Origin of the sequence: Peptoniphilus sp. oral taxon 836 str. F0141, assembly GCF_000179335.1 — a bacterium.
GTDB lineage: Bacteria > Bacillota > Clostridia > Tissierellales > Peptoniphilaceae > Peptoniphilus_A > Peptoniphilus_A lacrimalis.
Map to the genome: position 1 here is coordinate 19,694 of NZ_AEAA01000110.1, position 14,366 is coordinate 34,059.

Sequence of the window (14,366 nt, forward strand, 5' to 3'; positions counted from 1 at the left end):
TATCAATAATTACATTTTATTTGTAATCTTTCGACATATTATTTATAAAAAAACGCAAATCTCACATTTAAAAGCTTTTTAAGAGAATTATTATATACAAAAAATAGCACTATATGTTATTTCTAAACCACAGGCTTAAAATAACATATAAGTGCTATTTAAAAATTAATTTATTTAGTTTTTATTTTATATAGAAAAATAAATTTCTGTAATAAGATTTATAAAATTTATTTTTCCTCTATTATTTTTGTTTTTTCGCTTTCGATTTTTGTATTTTCAAGAGGAGTCTTAAACTGAGCTTCCTTCATATATTTTTCAACAGATCTTTTAACTTTTCCTAAGGCTGCAATAGTACCAACTCCGGCAATACATCCTCCAGGACAAGCCATTCCTTCCAAAAGATAGCCGTTTAATTTTCCTGCTTTGGCAATTTTAAGCATCTTTATACATTCATCAAGACTATTTGCCCCTTGTATATTGATTTCCTTTTCTGGATCCAAAATTTCAGCAGTAACTTTAACAGATTGGGCTACACCACCTGCTATAGGATATCCACGACCTAGTGCAGATGATTCTTCTTCTTCATTTTCAACTTCAATGGAAGAAACATCAATATCTTTTGCTGCGAGCATTCCCATAACTTCTTCAAATGTTACAACAAAATCAACATCACTCTTAACTTTTGTATCTAGAGCTTCAAGTTTTTTTGAAGTACAAGGACCAATAAATACAACTACTGCTTCTGGGTCAATTTTCTTGATATAATTTGCAGTATATCTCATTGGTGAGCCTGAGTCGGAAACTTGTTCATAAATTTGTGGGAAATTCTTTTTAATCATCAATGACCACGAATAACAGCACGATGTTCCCATAAATGGAATTTCGCCAGGAACTCTTTCCAAATATTCTTTTGCTTCATGAAGTGTTGTAATATCAGCACCTAATGCAACTTCAATTACATCTTTAAAACCAAGTTGTTTTATCCCTTCAAGAATTTGCATAGGCTTAGCCTTTGGACCAAATTGTCCTATATATGACGGTGCTATTGCTCCATAAATTCTTTTGCCTGATTTAATAGCCTTAATTAATTGGAAAATTTGTGTCTTGTCAGATATTGCTCCAAAAGGACAAGTTGCAATACATCTTCCACAAGCAACACACTTATCTTGGTCGATATCTGCTCTATCAAAATCATCAGAACCTATAGCCTTAACTCCACAAACAGCGGCACAAGGTCTATCATACATGACTATAGCATTATATGGACAAGCTTCATGACATCTTCCACATCTTATACATTTTTCTTTATCAATAATTGTAGAATCCTTACCCATTGATATTGCATTTACAGGGCATACATTAATACATGGATGTGCAATACATTTTCTACAATTGTTAGTTACAAAATATGATTTAGTAGGACAAGCTTCGCAAGCAAATTTGATTACATTTATTAAAGGTTTTGTATAAGCATTTGTATCAATATCAACTTGGTCAAATCCATCAGTTACTTTTTTATATTCCCCAATTTGACGGATATCCATACCCATGGCCAGTCTAACCATTTCTTCTGCTATAGCTCTTTCTCTAAATATATCTCCCCTATCTCTTCCTACTTCACCTGGAACAATTCTGTAAGAAGAATCTTCGAGTTCAGACATATCATAATCACCAAAGGCAATTCTTGCGACCTCAGCATATACCCTCCTACGTATATCCACTATTGGACCGTAAATCTCTTTCATTGTCTTTTTTCCCCCCTCAAGTTAAATTTTTAATTTATTTACAATAATCTCGCTTATTTCTTGGGCAGTCGCATTGGTGTATATGGTATCATCTATGGCTACAACAGGCGAAATTTCAGAATCAGTATTTTCTTTGCATATTCCGAGAGAATCGGAAGCTTCAAATTCTAAGTTTTGAGCATTACAAAATTCAGAACCCGGTGCGCATAAACTTTCGTGTAAGTACTCGACTGCATCAAATATTGCGTTTGCACCCATTAGTGTGCATTTAGAACACATACATATTGTTACTTTCATGACAATCTCCTTTCTTATTGATAGGATAACATATTTTAACCTTAAAATATATAGATTTTAAAATTTTCTTTTAAAATTTTTCCATATAAAATTTATTATTATAAATAATAATATTTTTAATATTTTTTATAATAAGAAAAAAATTTTCTCAAATCCCAATAAATCAAAACTTAGAAGTCCTGCCTATTAGATTAAGAAAATTTATCAAGTTAAAATATATGGCAAAATATTAATAGTAGAACAAAATTACCTTCATCTTATTGACATAAAAAATTAATTTTTTATTATTTATTTGCCATCGTAAATATTTTTATGTGCAATTCTTGAAGCTGTAGCTGCAGCAAGTGCAGCTACAATATCATCTGCAAAGGTGGTTACTATGTCCTTAGATTTCATTTCATCAAGATATTTTATTATGCCAATTTTTTTCTTATCTAAATATCCAAAATTAGTAAAGCCAATTGATCCGTAACAATTTACAATGCCAAGTGGCAACACTTCATCAATTCCATAAAGTCCTTCATCTACAGAAATTATTGATTGAATTGGTTCTGGCAGTAATTTTTCTGTTGCCATTTTATCTATTGCAAGACCTGTTAAAACTGCATGAATAACTTCTCTTTTGTGCAAAACCATTTTAAGATTTTCAAGAGCGTATTCATGTGTCAAGCTAGGCAGATACTCCTTTTGTAGCATTAAAACAATTTCTGCAATATCATCTAAACTAACTCCAATTTCTTCTAATTTTTTTACAGACATTTCAAATAATTCTTCCATATTATATTTATACATATTTCACCTCTTATTTCCTCTTGTTACAGGCTTTTTGTATATCCAAAAACCTCTTTTAAATTTTTTTGCCTTCTTCTCAATTTTTTTAAATTCCTTTAAATACAATGTGTCTGGTTCAAAAGTATAAGTTCTTGCCAAACCTTTTTTTAACATTATTGCCGACACATTAAGTTCCTCTATATTTTTAAAATTTTTCTTTTTAGGTTTCTTTAGCCAAACGTATCTCAAATATCTGCCATATTTATCCTTATCGGAAGTGTCTTTCTCCAAATAGCAGTATTTATTTTCCATAAGTTTTTGTGCATATGATTTAGATTCTTTCCAATACTTTTCTTTGCCCTTTTCAGGTGCATTTATGCCTATTAATCTTACTTTAAAATTCGAATCATATGAACTTGTGGCTCTTATAGTGTCACCATCAATGACCTTAGTAATATAGACCTTATAAAAGCTTGAACTTGTACTCTTATAAAAATATAGAAAAAGTAAAATAAGAATTGTTAAAAAGATATATTTTAATTTATCTTTCATACCTTTTTCTCGTATTTCTCATGTATCTTTGTCTTTTACTTATCTTTTCCCTAGAAATTCTTATGCTTAACCCATAAATAAATGTGGGAGCAAGAGTAGCTATGGCTACAGTTAATAAATTATAAGGTATATTTAAAACTTTAATCACATATATTTGCGGTGTTAAAAATATTTCAAAAGGAAATTTAAAAGCATTTGATGCAACACTTTCCTTGAAAATATCAAAGCCACTTGCTAAAAATGCAGGTACGAATAAAATTATTGCTAATAAAATTATTAAATTACCATTTAGGTAGTCAAGTTTTGGTGTTCTTTTTTTGGTCATAATCTTGGAAAAATTATAATATAAAATAATTGGTATAAGGCAAATTATTAGTCTAAAAATTATGTTGCCATATACTATTGAGCTGACAATTTTTGATAAGTTAATTATATAGGCTATAAAAAATATTATTATACCTACAAAAATATGAATAATAAGCCCTCTAGTATTATTTCTCATTTAATCACCTTTAACTATATATTTTTCTGCACCAGGTGTATATTTAATATTCATCTGATTATCAATCCATATAATTTTACTGTCTGTTTTTTCTGCAAGTTTACTAATATCTTTTTCATCAGATAAAAATGCTGCAGTTGATATAAAATCGCACAAGCCGGAATCTTTTAAAATAACTGTAGTAGATTTTAAATTATCGCTTGGTCTTAAAGTTTCGGGATCTATTATGTGAGGGTATCTTTTGCCATCTAAATCAAAAAATCTTTGGTAATCACCGCTAGTTACAATTGAAATATCAGTAGCTTCAAGGGCAGCAAACACTTGATTTTCATCATTTAGATCAGGATTTTGAATGCCTATAGAAAATTTTTCTCTTCCGTCAAGTGGTTTTCCTATTAACTTTACATTTCCGCCAGCTGATATAAGGGCAGATTTTACCCCTCTTGTTCTCAATTCTTCCCCAACAATTTCTGTAGCATATCCTTTGGCTACTGAGCCTAAATCAAGGGACATATGAGGATCTTCAAGATAAACCGTATTGTTATTTTCATCTAATATAATTTTATTAATATCGGTATATTTTCTTAAAGTTTCCAAATATTTTTGGTCTGGAAGATAATTACCCATCAATTTTTTAACTTCTTCCTTGGTTTTTCCTTCTATATATTTATCGCTATAAGCTTTCCATACATCAATAATTGGACCCATGGCAATATTATTTTTTGAAGAAATTTTAATGTAATCTTCTTTTGATGTTTTAATAAGATTAAATAGAGTATCATCTACCTTAACTGGTTTTTTGCCAGCATTATCATTTATAGTTTTTACATTAATTACCCCATCATAAGATTTGTATCTGTCAAAAAGAGCATTTAATTCCCTAAATCTCTTAGCTAGATAATTCAAATCTTCATTTGCTTTTTTTTCATCATCAGAATAAATAACTGCACTTATTACAGTATCAAAAGTATCATAAAAAGTTAACTCATACTTTTCAATACTAGCAACCTCTTTTTCTTGTGAAGGCGCTAAATCTTTTTTAGAGCAAGAAGTAAATAATAAAATAAATATAATTAATATAATAAATTTTTTCATAAGTTCACCTTTACTATCATAACACCCCTGCTCTTGCCTTTACAAGTATATCATTATTAAAACTTTCTATAAGTTTTCCAACAGCTTCTTGAGGATCAGTGTTATTTTTTATAATTTCATCAGAAAACTCCCTATATAAATTCTCTCTTTTTTCTCTGAGCTTATATAAGTCTTTTTTATAGGATGGCTGAATTCCACTTAAAGTTAGCTTATCTGTATCCCTATCTATATAATAAACAAAAGAATTATCTTTTAGAATTTCTAGATTTTCCTTTCTTTCAACTATACCTCCACCTGTAGAAATTACTCCATATTTATTTTTTGAAAATTTTCTTAAAATTTCGCTTTCAATATCCCTAAATTTACTAAGACCTTCTCTTATTATAAATTCTTCAGGACTTCCATATAAATTTTCAAATTCCTTGTCAGTGTCAAAAAAATCTCTTTTTAATTTTTTTGATAAAATTTCTCCTAGAGTTGTTTTGCCACAACCTGGCATCCCTATCAAGACTATATTTTTATCCAAATAAGCAAAAAGTTTTTCTTGCATATGCTTAGAATTTTTAAATATTTCCCTATAAATATTTTCAATATTTTTTTTATATAAATTGGGAAAAGATTTTGCTATCTCATCTTCTCTTTTTAAATTTTCAATTTCTAACTTATTAATTTTTTTATATGAGCCAATTTTTATTGACAAATCAAATCTTTCTATTAAAAGATCTAAGATTTTTTCATCTATTAAATCTATTTTTTCTCTAAATTCTTTCACTTTTTATCAAATCCAATACACAAAGTCCAGCCATGGACTCTACAACTGGCAAAGCCCTCAATCCAATACATGGATCGTGCCTTCCCTTTATAACTATCTCTTCATTTTTTTTACTTATTAAATTAACAGTTTTTTGCTTCTTTCCTATACTTGCCGGTGCTTTAAAATGTATTTTAAAAACAATATCCATACCATTTGTGATTCCACCTTGAATACCACCGCAATTATTGGTTTTTGTCTTTATTTGCCCGTCATCATAATAAAAACTATCATTGTTTTCAGAAGCCTTACTGATACTTGCATCAAAACCACTGCCAAATTCCATGCCGCAAGTTCCTGGGATAGAAAAAATATAAGAACTTATTTTAGCTCTTGCGTTATCAAAAAGATTTGAACCATATCCAGCTTTAAGTCCCTTAACTACACAAGTAACTGTAGATCCTATTGAATCTTCTTGACTCATTAATCTTTGCAAGAAAATTTTCACTTGTTCAATTTTTTTATCATCAGCCATAGGAATATCTTTTTTCATTAAATTTTTAAAATCACAAGTAGAAATATCTCTATAAGATATATCACAAATATTTCCAACACTTGATAAATGTGAATAAATTTCCACACCATAATCTTCTTTTAATTCTTGTAATGAAAAAAATCCACCAACACAAATAGGAGCTGTTAGTCTACCTGAAAAATGACCCCCACCCCTTAAATCTGCATGTCCTTTATATTTAATATTTGCCACAAAATCTGCATGAGAAGGTCTTGGAGTATTTATTAAATTATCATAATCTGAAGAGTTTTGATTTTTATTTTCTATAATAAAAGCAAGAGGTGTGCCCATAGTTTTATTTTCAGAAAATCCAGACAGAAATATAACCTTATCTGATTCGTGCCTTTTACTTTTAAATTCTCCCTTGGCCCTTCTCCTATCCATAAAGCTTTCCAAATCTTCTAGATTTATTAGAAGTCCCGGCTTAATATTATCTAAAACTCCACCGATACATTTCCCATGACTTTCGCCAAAAATGGTGAATTTGAGATTTTTACCTATAACAGACAAAATTACCTCCTAATTTTTTAAAATCTTCAAAAAAATTCTTATAAGATTTTTCAACAGCTTGCGCACCATCTATTATAATTTCTTCCTTAGCAAAAGTAGATGCTAGACAAGCTGCCATAACAATCCTGTGGTCATTAAAGGAATTTACATGACCACCTTTAATTTTTCCTGTAATTTCTAATGAATCTCCTACTATTTTCCCATAAGCACCTAAATCATTAATCATTTTACAAAGGGAAAAAAGTCTGTCGCTTTCTTTAAATCTCAACCTCTTTGCATTTATTAGTCTTGATTTCTCAGTACTTGCTGCAAGTATTACGCACAGAACTGGTGCTAAATCAGGTATATTTTTTATATCAATTTCCATTGACCTTATATCAGCTTTTGAATTTTCCAAGATATTATCTTCTGTAAAAATTTTTGAGCCGAACTTTTTTGCTATAGTCAAAATTTCCTTGTCACCTTGAAGACTATCAATATTTAAGCCCCTAATCTTTACCTTTGATCCAAGTAGATTTGCTCCAATAAAAACTGACGCATTAGACCAATCTCCTTCTACATATAATTTACCAGGAGATTTGAGATTTCCTCCCTTTATTTTGTAAGAGTTTTCCATTTTTTTCACATCTATACAAAATTTTTTTAATTCATTTATAGTTAAATCAACATAAGGTTTAGACTCTAAATTTGATTTTAAAATAATTTGACTTTCAAAGGGAGATTTACTTGCAGCAAGTAAAATTCCTGATATATATTGGCTGGAAATATCTCCTCTGAAGGTAAATTTCCCACCCTTAAAATATCCTCTTGCTTCTAGGGGAAGATGATTTTGACTGAATGAAAAATTATTCTTTTCAAGCTCTTCAATTAGTTCTTTAAGGGGTCTTTTAGAAAGACTTTCTGAGCCTATATATTTTACATTTTCTCCATAAAAATTTCCTATTGCCAATAAAAACCTTAATGATGAGCCAGAATCCTTAAAATCTATTTGAGGATTTTTAACATCGGCCCTGTCTTTAATTAAAAATGAATTTTCTTTTCTTTCTATAACAAAGCCTAGATTTTCCAAAGCTTTTACTGTTACTAATATATCATCAGAAAAATTATTTAAAAAAATTTCTGTCTTTTCCTCACACAAAGCTCCAAGAATTAAATCCCTATGTCCTTGGCTCTTTGAAGATATTGCATCAATATCTCCCTCAAGTTTTCCCGGTTTTATTTTAACCTTCATAGAATTTCCTCATAAATTTTTAGCATATTTTCATAAGAAATTTGCCCTTTTGCTGAATTTTTAGAATAATAAGAAAAGGTATAAAAAGATCCAAAAAGTGGTGATAAAATTCTTGTCATCTTTCCAAAATCTCCCATTGCCATAATTATTAATCTCTTATCCGTTTTCTTTCTAAATTCATCAGTAGCATTTAGTATTCTTAGCGAATCCTCATAGGAATTAGACCAAGTTATATATTTTATAATATTAAAATTTAGCTTATCCATATCTTCTAAAGTGTTTATAATATTCATAAAATCTGGAGTATTTTCAAAATTATGTAAAGAAAGAAGACTTAACTTATTGTAATCTCTAATTAAAGTATTCATATCTTTTAAGAAGTCTTTACTACTATTAAATTCAATATCATAAATAGAAAAAATATCATTATCTAGTAGATTTTTTATAAGAATTTCTTGAAAACTTTGCTTGAAAATTCCATTTCCCCCTTGCCCCTTAGACCTTAATGTGAAAATTAAATCTTTATCTGATAAAATTTCTTTAATTCTTTTGGATATTTCAATGGTTCTATTGATATCCTTATAATTATTATAACAATCTGCACGCCATTCTATTGTATTTACCTTTAATTTGCTGAGATTATGACAATCTTTTAAAATCTCAGCATCATCTCTACCAACTATAGGCAAAATTATTTGAAAATTACTTTTTTTTATATTCATAGCTTTGTTAAAATATCATAAATATTTGGATCCAAAACTGCTATTGTTACATCCATATCTTCTTTTTTTAAAAATTCTCTTATAGTATCAACAGCAATTTTGCAAGCTTCTTTAAGAGGGTAGCCGTAAATACCTGCTGAAATCAAAGGGAAAGCTATAGATTTTATAGAATGTTTTTTTGCAAGTTTCAAAGAATTAATATAAGCATTTCTTAAAAATTCTTCTTCTCCACTCAATCCATCTCTGTAAATAGGTCCCACTGCATGAATTATGTACTTACTGGGAAGATTATATGCACTTGTTATTACAGCTTGTCCAGTTTTAATGGGTCCTAGTTTCTTACAATCCATTTCAAGACTTTTAGATTTAGCACCTTGAAATATTGCACCACATACACCTCCACCTGGCAAAAGCTCTTTATTTGCAGCATTAACTATCGCATCAACATCCATATTTACTAAATTTTCTAATTTTATATTTAAAGACATAAGCTCCTCCTTGTAAATTTATTTGATAAAAACTCCCTCAATCTAATCTCACATAGATGAGCCTTTTAGAATATTTTTTTCTTCAATAAAAGTATATCTTTTTCTTTAATTTTATGCAAAAAAATATTAAGATGAAAAAGTCATCTTAATATTTTTGATTAGCCTTCAATTTGTCCATATTTTTTTATTGTCTTTTTCTTGTAGAAAAATACTATTATCAATAACATGACAATTCCTACAGGAACAGCAGTATAACCTATGTCTGTAATTCCAGCAACTAAAAATCCAAAGATAGACGAAATTCCGCATATTATAGCATAAGGTAGTTGCGAAGAAACATGGGCTATATGATCGCACCCAGCTCCAGCCGATGAAAGAATAGTGGTATCAGAAATCGGTGAGCAGTGGTCACCAAAAACTGAACCTGAAAAAATTGCAGCCAAAATTATTACTAAATAATCCATAGCATCAGTTTCAATTAAAATAGGTACAATTATAGGAACCAAAATACCAAAAGTACCCCAAGCTGTGCCTGTGGAGAAAGATAAGAATGCTGCCACTATAAAAATTATAGCAGGAAGTATCCACATGGGCACTTGTGAATCAGAAATTTTAGAAGCTATAAAACCACCTGTATTTAGATAGTCACTTGAAGTAATTCCTCCAATTGTCCATGCTAATGTTAAAATAACAATAGCTGAAATCATAGACTTCATACCTTCTACAATGCCTGACATAAATTGATTAAAGCTTAGAAGTTTTCTCGGAATATACATTATAAACGCGAGGAATAATCCACTAACAGACCCTACCACCAAAGATAAATTTACATTAGCATTTCCAAAAGCAGCAGGTGCTGATTTACCTTGAAAAAATCCACCAGTTTTTAGCATCATAATTAAAGTAATAGAAATAAGACACAAAATTGGCAAAACCAAATCATAAACCTTGCCATCTTTTGAATGTACATAGCCTACATCTTCCTTCTCAATTATTTTAGATGTATCTTTTATTTCATACTTTTGCATGACACCAATTTCATTTTTAGAAAAGCAAAAATATACAATAGAAAAAATTGTTAAAATCGCATAAGCATTTAAAGGAATTGTACTTAAAAAAACTTTCATAGGATTTTCAATACCAGCTTCTCCAATAATTGCAACAACAGAAGCCGCCCATGATGATATAGGTGCCATAATACAAATAGGGGCTGCTGTAGAATCTATTATTTGTGCTAATTTTGCTCTGGAAACTTTATTTTCATCAATAATTGGTTTCATAACAGCACCCACTGTTAAACAGTTGAAATAGTCATCAATAAAAATTAAAATCCCCAAAATAACTGAAGCAAGTTTTGCAGAAGTTTTACTTTTTATTTTCTTGCTTGCCCACTTGCCATAGGCAAAAGAACCGCCAGCCATGTTCATAACCATGACTAAAGACCCTAAAAGAGCAAGAAACATAATCATAAGAGAATTATCTCCTAATTTTTGTGACATAAGGGTAAATACTTCTTCAATAGCAGCAATAAAATTACCGCCCGTAAAAATTAGACCACCGGCTAATATACCCAATAACAATGAAGTAATTACTTCTTTAGTAAGTAGTGCTAAAATAATAGCAATAATTGGTGGTAAAATAGTTAAAATTCCGTAATTCATCTTTATTCTCCTTTGTAATAAGTACTATTGTAGTGTAATTAATAAAATATTTCAACTATTTTGTTAATTATGCCCCTTAAATCTACATATAAAAAAGGGAGCCTAAGCTCCCAAAAATTTAATAAATTATTTAGCTTTGTTAAATCTTTCTTCTGCAATATCCCAGTTAACAACATTCCACCAAGCTTTTAGATAATCGGCTCTCTTATTTTGATATCTCAAATAATAAGCATGTTCCCATACATCATTACCGATAATCAAACTGTATCCAAAAGATACTGGTGAATCTTGGTTAGGGTTTGTCATAATTTCAACTTTTCCATTTTTAGCTACTAAATTTACCCAACCTGAACCAAATCTTCCAGCTCCCTTAGCTTCAAATTCTTCTTTAAATTTTTCAAATGAACCGTAAGCTTCTTCTATTGCTTTTTTTAAATTTCCAACAGGTTCTTTTGAGCCACCTGGTGTCATTGTTTCCCAAAATAGACTATGATTATAATGTCCTCCACCGTTGTTAATAACAGCAGTTTTGATATTTTCAGGAATTTCATCAAGATTTCTCAAGATTTCTTCAAGATCATCTAAAGATTCTTTATCAAGATTTGTTCCATTAACAGCCTTATTTAAATTGTCAACATAAGTTTTATGGTGTCTGTCGTGATGAATTCTCATAGTTTCTTCATCAATTGTTTCTTCAAGTGCATTATAATCATATTTTAAATCTTCTAATTTAAATACCATTTTACTCCCCCTTCAATTACCCATTTAAATTTTTACATTAAGATATTACCCAAAAAATATATAATTAAAACTTTAATTTTTATCTCTCATTTTTTCTCTATATCCATTCATAACTTCAGAAAAAATTTCTGAAGAAGATTGTGGTGTATATGTTATAGCATTAGCACCAGCCTCAATAGTTTCTAAAATATGTTCATCAGTATGACCGCCAGTAGCAATAATAGGATATTCTTCTCCAACAATTTTTCTACATAGTTCAATAAGTTCTGGTGTTCTTTTTCCTCCAGCAACATTTAATATTCTAGCTCCTGCTTTTACCTTTCCTTCAATATCATCTTTTAAAGATAATACTGTTGCTATAACAGGCACATCTAAAACTTCACTTATTTTCTTTATAGTTTCATTAGCCATTGGGGCATTAACTACAACCCCTTTTGCTCCCAAAAGTTCTGCTTGCATACCAATATTTAAAGAACGATATCCATTTGTGACAGCCCCACCTATACCAACAAAAACAGGTACAGATGCAACCTCACAAATAGCATTAATAATTTTAAGCTCAGGTGTAAAAGGATAAACAGCCATTATTGCTTGAGCATTGGTATTACAAATAATTGGTAAATCATTAGAAAATAAAAGAGATTTTACCCTTTTGCCCATAAAGTTTATGCCACTAGCTCTGTAAATGACTTCGGGAATTAAAACTTGTCTTTTCCTTAAATTTGTTTCAATCTTAGGTATTAATTTATCTTTCTTATTAGATTGTTCCATAATATCACCTCTAAATATATTTTATAGTAAAATAGGACAAATAACATTAATTTTTTAAAATTTTTAATTATTTACATACTTTAAATAAAGATTTTACATTTATATCTTATATTGAATCAAAGATATTATTTAGAGAAGGAGAAACTACATGAGAAATTTTAAAAAAATCTGTGCAACAATCTTTGCTGTATCAACTTTATTGCCTTCATTTATCTTTGCAGAAAATAATAATGAATACGGCAGTGCAAAAAATGTTATTATGATGATTCCTGATGGCTATTCAATTGAAATTGAAACAGCTACAAGATGGACAACAGCTGAAAAGAAATTAGTTTTAGATGATATGGTTAAAGGACTTGTTAGAGTCAACAATTCAAATACACCAATTGCTGACTCAGCTCCAGCTGCAACAGCAATGGCAACAGGTTCAAAAACAGAAACGCCATTTATTTCTTGCTATCCTACAAAAGATGGAATGCCTGGATTTTATGATTTTGACAAAAACAAAGCAAAAATGCCACTTGCAACAGTTCTTGAAGGTGCTAAAAGATCAGGAAGGTCAACAGGAATTGTTTCAACTTCTAACATCCAACACGCAACTCCAGCTGCATTTTGCTCTCACTATCCAAACAGAAATGAATATGAAATTTTAGGTGAGCAACAAGTTTACCAAGATATGGATGTGGTTTTGGGGGCTGGCAGTCAATATTTAGATGCAAGCAAGAGAAAAGATAAGGAAGATTTAATAAATGAAATTAAATCTTTAGGTTACGATTATTTCACAACAAAAGCTGAAATGGATAAGACAACTTCAAATAAAATTTGGGGAATGTTCGCTGAAAAATCAATGAAGTATGATATTGATAGAGATCCATCTGTAGAACCTTCATTAGCTGAAATGACTACAAAAGCAATAAATACTCTATCAAAAAATGATAAAGGATTTTTCTTAATGGTTGAAGGTTCAGAAATTGACTGGGGCGCTCACGCAAATGATCCAGTTGCAACAATTACAGATGCCATAGCTTTTGATAAAGCTGTAGCTGTTGCAAAAGAATTTGTTAAGAAAACCCCTAATTCCGTTCTAATAGTTGCTGCAGACCACGGAACAGGTGGGATGACTTTTGGCTCAACAGGAATTAATAGTGGATATGATAAAACAGAGCTTGATAAATTCACAAACTTGGTTGCTAATGCAAAAATGACTGGTCAAAAAGTTGCCGAAAAACTTGATGATAACAGAACAAATATAAAAGATATTATGAAAGAAGCTTACGCGATTAATGATTTAACAGCTGAAGAAGAAAATTTAATTAAAACTGCTGATAAAAAAGATTTACAAACTGCTGTTGGAAAAGTTGTTTCCGATAGGTCATATATAGGCTGGACAACAAGAGGTCATGTTGGTGGTGATATTGCCCTACACTGCTTAACTAATGGAGATAATTTAAAAACTCTCGAAGGAACTATATTTAATAATCAAATTGGTTTATATATGGCAGATGTTTTAGACATAGACCTTAACAAATTAACTAATGAATTATACGTTTGTGCAAGAGAAGCTTTTATTAAAAAAGGTGCAAAAGTTGAATATAGCAAAGCTTCTGAAGATAACTATGAACTTAAAGTTACAAAAGACGACAATGTATTAATTATACCCATGAACAAAAACTACGCTAAGTTAAATGGTAAAAAAGTTACTATTGGTGGACTTGCAATAAACACAAGTAATAAAGTTTACCTACCACAAAAAGCTATTGAATTAATTAAATAAAATCAAAAATAATTTAACCTCTTAATAATATAAATTGGCTTAAAAAAAATAAGCCGAAAAAAGACTATAAGAAAACTTATAGCCTTTTTTGTTAGAAAAATATTAATAAAAATAAAATTATAAAATTCATTAACAATCTTCTAATTTTCTTTTTATTTACTTTTGTATAATTTTTTTATTT

15 protein-coding genes are annotated in these 14,366 nt (G+C 29.7%); 1 reads left to right on the forward strand and 14 read right to left on the reverse strand.

Annotated features, from left to right (window positions below; genetic code table 11):
* Positions 1-227: 227 nt before the first annotated feature.
* The 14 genes from HMPREF9131_RS05640 to HMPREF9131_RS05705 form a co-directional block, all read right to left on the reverse strand.
* Positions 228-1,745, reverse strand: a complete 1,518-nt coding sequence (locus tag HMPREF9131_RS05640; RefSeq protein ID WP_009345899.1) for a 4Fe-4S dicluster domain-containing protein — start codon at positions 1,743-1,745, stop codon at positions 228-230.
* A 21-nt stretch (positions 1,746-1,766) separates the two neighbouring features.
* Positions 1,767-2,042 (reverse strand): (2Fe-2S) ferredoxin domain-containing protein, encoded by a 276-nt coding sequence (locus tag HMPREF9131_RS05645; RefSeq protein WP_004825989.1) that lies wholly within the window; start codon positions 2,040-2,042, stop codon positions 1,767-1,769.
* Positions 2,043-2,330: 288 nt separating this feature from the next.
* Positions 2,331-2,834, reverse strand: coding sequence for a phosphatidylglycerophosphatase A (locus HMPREF9131_RS05650; RefSeq protein ID WP_009345894.1), 504 nt, complete (start codon positions 2,832-2,834; stop codon positions 2,331-2,333).
* 3 nt (positions 2,835-2,837) lie between these two features.
* Positions 2,838-3,365, reverse strand: a complete 528-nt coding sequence (locus HMPREF9131_RS05655) for a thermonuclease family protein (RefSeq protein ID WP_009345895.1) — start codon at positions 3,363-3,365, stop codon at positions 2,838-2,840.
* The gene (locus tag HMPREF9131_RS05660; RefSeq protein WP_009345892.1) at positions 3,355-3,867 is read right to left on the reverse strand and encodes a hypothetical protein; all 513 of its coding nucleotides are present in this window, start codon (positions 3,865-3,867) and stop codon (positions 3,355-3,357) included. Before HMPREF9131_RS05660 ends, HMPREF9131_RS05655 begins: the two co-directional genes overlap by 11 nt.
* Complete coding sequence (locus tag HMPREF9131_RS05665) at positions 3,868-4,962, reverse strand: FAD:protein FMN transferase (protein ID WP_009345910.1); 1,095 nt, start codon at positions 4,960-4,962, stop codon at positions 3,868-3,870. It lies immediately after the preceding gene.
* Between the two features lie 16 nt (positions 4,963-4,978).
* On the reverse strand, positions 4,979-5,734 hold the full coding sequence (locus HMPREF9131_RS05670; protein WP_009345900.1) for a shikimate kinase: 756 nt from the start codon (positions 5,732-5,734) through the stop codon (positions 4,979-4,981).
* A complete protein-coding gene (gene aroC, locus HMPREF9131_RS05675) occupies positions 5,721-6,797 on the reverse strand; it encodes a chorismate synthase (RefSeq protein ID WP_009345904.1) in 1,077 nt (358 codons plus the stop codon). Before aroC ends, HMPREF9131_RS05670 begins: the two co-directional genes overlap by 14 nt.
* Complete coding sequence (gene aroA, locus HMPREF9131_RS05680; RefSeq protein ID WP_009345907.1) at positions 6,781-8,028, reverse strand: 3-phosphoshikimate 1-carboxyvinyltransferase; 1,248 nt, start codon at positions 8,026-8,028, stop codon at positions 6,781-6,783. The genes aroC and aroA overlap by 17 nt, the downstream gene beginning before the upstream one ends.
* A complete protein-coding gene (aroD, locus tag HMPREF9131_RS05685; protein ID WP_009345902.1) occupies positions 8,025-8,750 on the reverse strand; it encodes a type I 3-dehydroquinate dehydratase in 726 nt (241 codons plus the stop codon). Before aroD ends, aroA begins: the two co-directional genes overlap by 4 nt.
* Entirely contained in the window at positions 8,747-9,238 is a 492-nt protein-coding gene (locus HMPREF9131_RS05690) for a macro domain-containing protein (RefSeq protein ID WP_009345912.1), read from the reverse strand. The genes aroD and HMPREF9131_RS05690 overlap by 4 nt, the downstream gene beginning before the upstream one ends.
* Before the next feature lie 158 nt (positions 9,239-9,396).
* A complete protein-coding gene (locus tag HMPREF9131_RS05695; RefSeq protein WP_009345888.1) occupies positions 9,397-10,899 on the reverse strand; it encodes a Na+/H+ antiporter NhaC family protein in 1,503 nt (500 codons plus the stop codon).
* A gap of 126 nt (positions 10,900-11,025) precedes the next feature.
* Positions 11,026-11,640: a superoxide dismutase gene (locus tag HMPREF9131_RS05700; RefSeq protein WP_009345887.1), complete on the reverse strand. Its 615-nt coding sequence runs from the start codon at positions 11,638-11,640 to the stop codon at positions 11,026-11,028.
* A gap of 72 nt (positions 11,641-11,712) precedes the next feature.
* Entirely contained in the window at positions 11,713-12,411 is a 699-nt protein-coding gene (locus HMPREF9131_RS05705; protein WP_009345891.1) for a hydrolase, read from the reverse strand.
* A gap of 148 nt (positions 12,412-12,559) precedes the next feature.
* Here HMPREF9131_RS05705 and HMPREF9131_RS05710 point away from each other — a divergent pair, with 148 nt between their 5' ends.
* Positions 12,560-14,185, forward strand: coding sequence for an alkaline phosphatase (locus tag HMPREF9131_RS05710; protein WP_009345906.1), 1,626 nt, complete (start codon positions 12,560-12,562; stop codon positions 14,183-14,185).
* The last annotated feature ends 181 nt before the right edge of the window (positions 14,186-14,366 follow it).

Excerpts from the sequence above, each read along its gene's own strand:
- HMPREF9131_RS05640 (WP_009345899.1), bottom strand. The coding sequence starts at position 1,745 with ATGAAAGAGATTTACGGTCCAATAGTGGATATACGTAGGAGGGTATAT.
- HMPREF9131_RS05645 (WP_004825989.1), bottom strand. The coding sequence starts at position 2,042 with ATGAAAGTAACAATATGTATGTGTTCTAAATGCACACTAATGGGTGCA.
- HMPREF9131_RS05665 (WP_009345910.1), bottom strand. The coding sequence starts at position 4,962 with ATGAAAAAATTTATTATATTAATTATATTTATTTTATTATTTACTTCT.
- HMPREF9131_RS05650 (WP_009345894.1), bottom strand. The coding sequence starts at position 2,834 with ATGTATAAATATAATATGGAAGAATTATTTGAAATGTCTGTAAAAAAA.
- HMPREF9131_RS05690 (WP_009345912.1), bottom strand. The coding sequence starts at position 9,238 with ATGTCTTTAAATATAAAATTAGAAAATTTAGTAAATATGGATGTTGAT.
- HMPREF9131_RS05660 (WP_009345892.1), bottom strand. The coding sequence starts at position 3,867 with ATGAGAAATAATACTAGAGGGCTTATTATTCATATTTTTGTAGGTATA.
- HMPREF9131_RS05695 (WP_009345888.1), bottom strand. The coding sequence starts at position 10,899 with ATGAATTACGGAATTTTAACTATTTTACCACCAATTATTGCTATTATT.
- aroD (WP_009345902.1), bottom strand. The coding sequence starts at position 8,750 with ATGAATATAAAAAAAAGTAATTTTCAAATAATTTTGCCTATAGTTGGT.
- HMPREF9131_RS05705 (WP_009345891.1), bottom strand. The coding sequence starts at position 12,411 with ATGGAACAATCTAATAAGAAAGATAAATTAATACCTAAGATTGAAACA.
- HMPREF9131_RS05700 (WP_009345887.1), bottom strand. The coding sequence starts at position 11,640 with ATGGTATTTAAATTAGAAGATTTAAAATATGATTATAATGCACTTGAA.
- HMPREF9131_RS05710 (WP_009345906.1), top strand. The coding sequence starts at position 12,560 with ATGAGAAATTTTAAAAAAATCTGTGCAACAATCTTTGCTGTATCAACT.
- HMPREF9131_RS05655 (WP_009345895.1), bottom strand. The coding sequence starts at position 3,365 with ATGAAAGATAAATTAAAATATATCTTTTTAACAATTCTTATTTTACTT.
- aroA (WP_009345907.1), bottom strand. The coding sequence starts at position 8,028 with ATGAAGGTTAAAATAAAACCGGGAAAACTTGAGGGAGATATTGATGCA.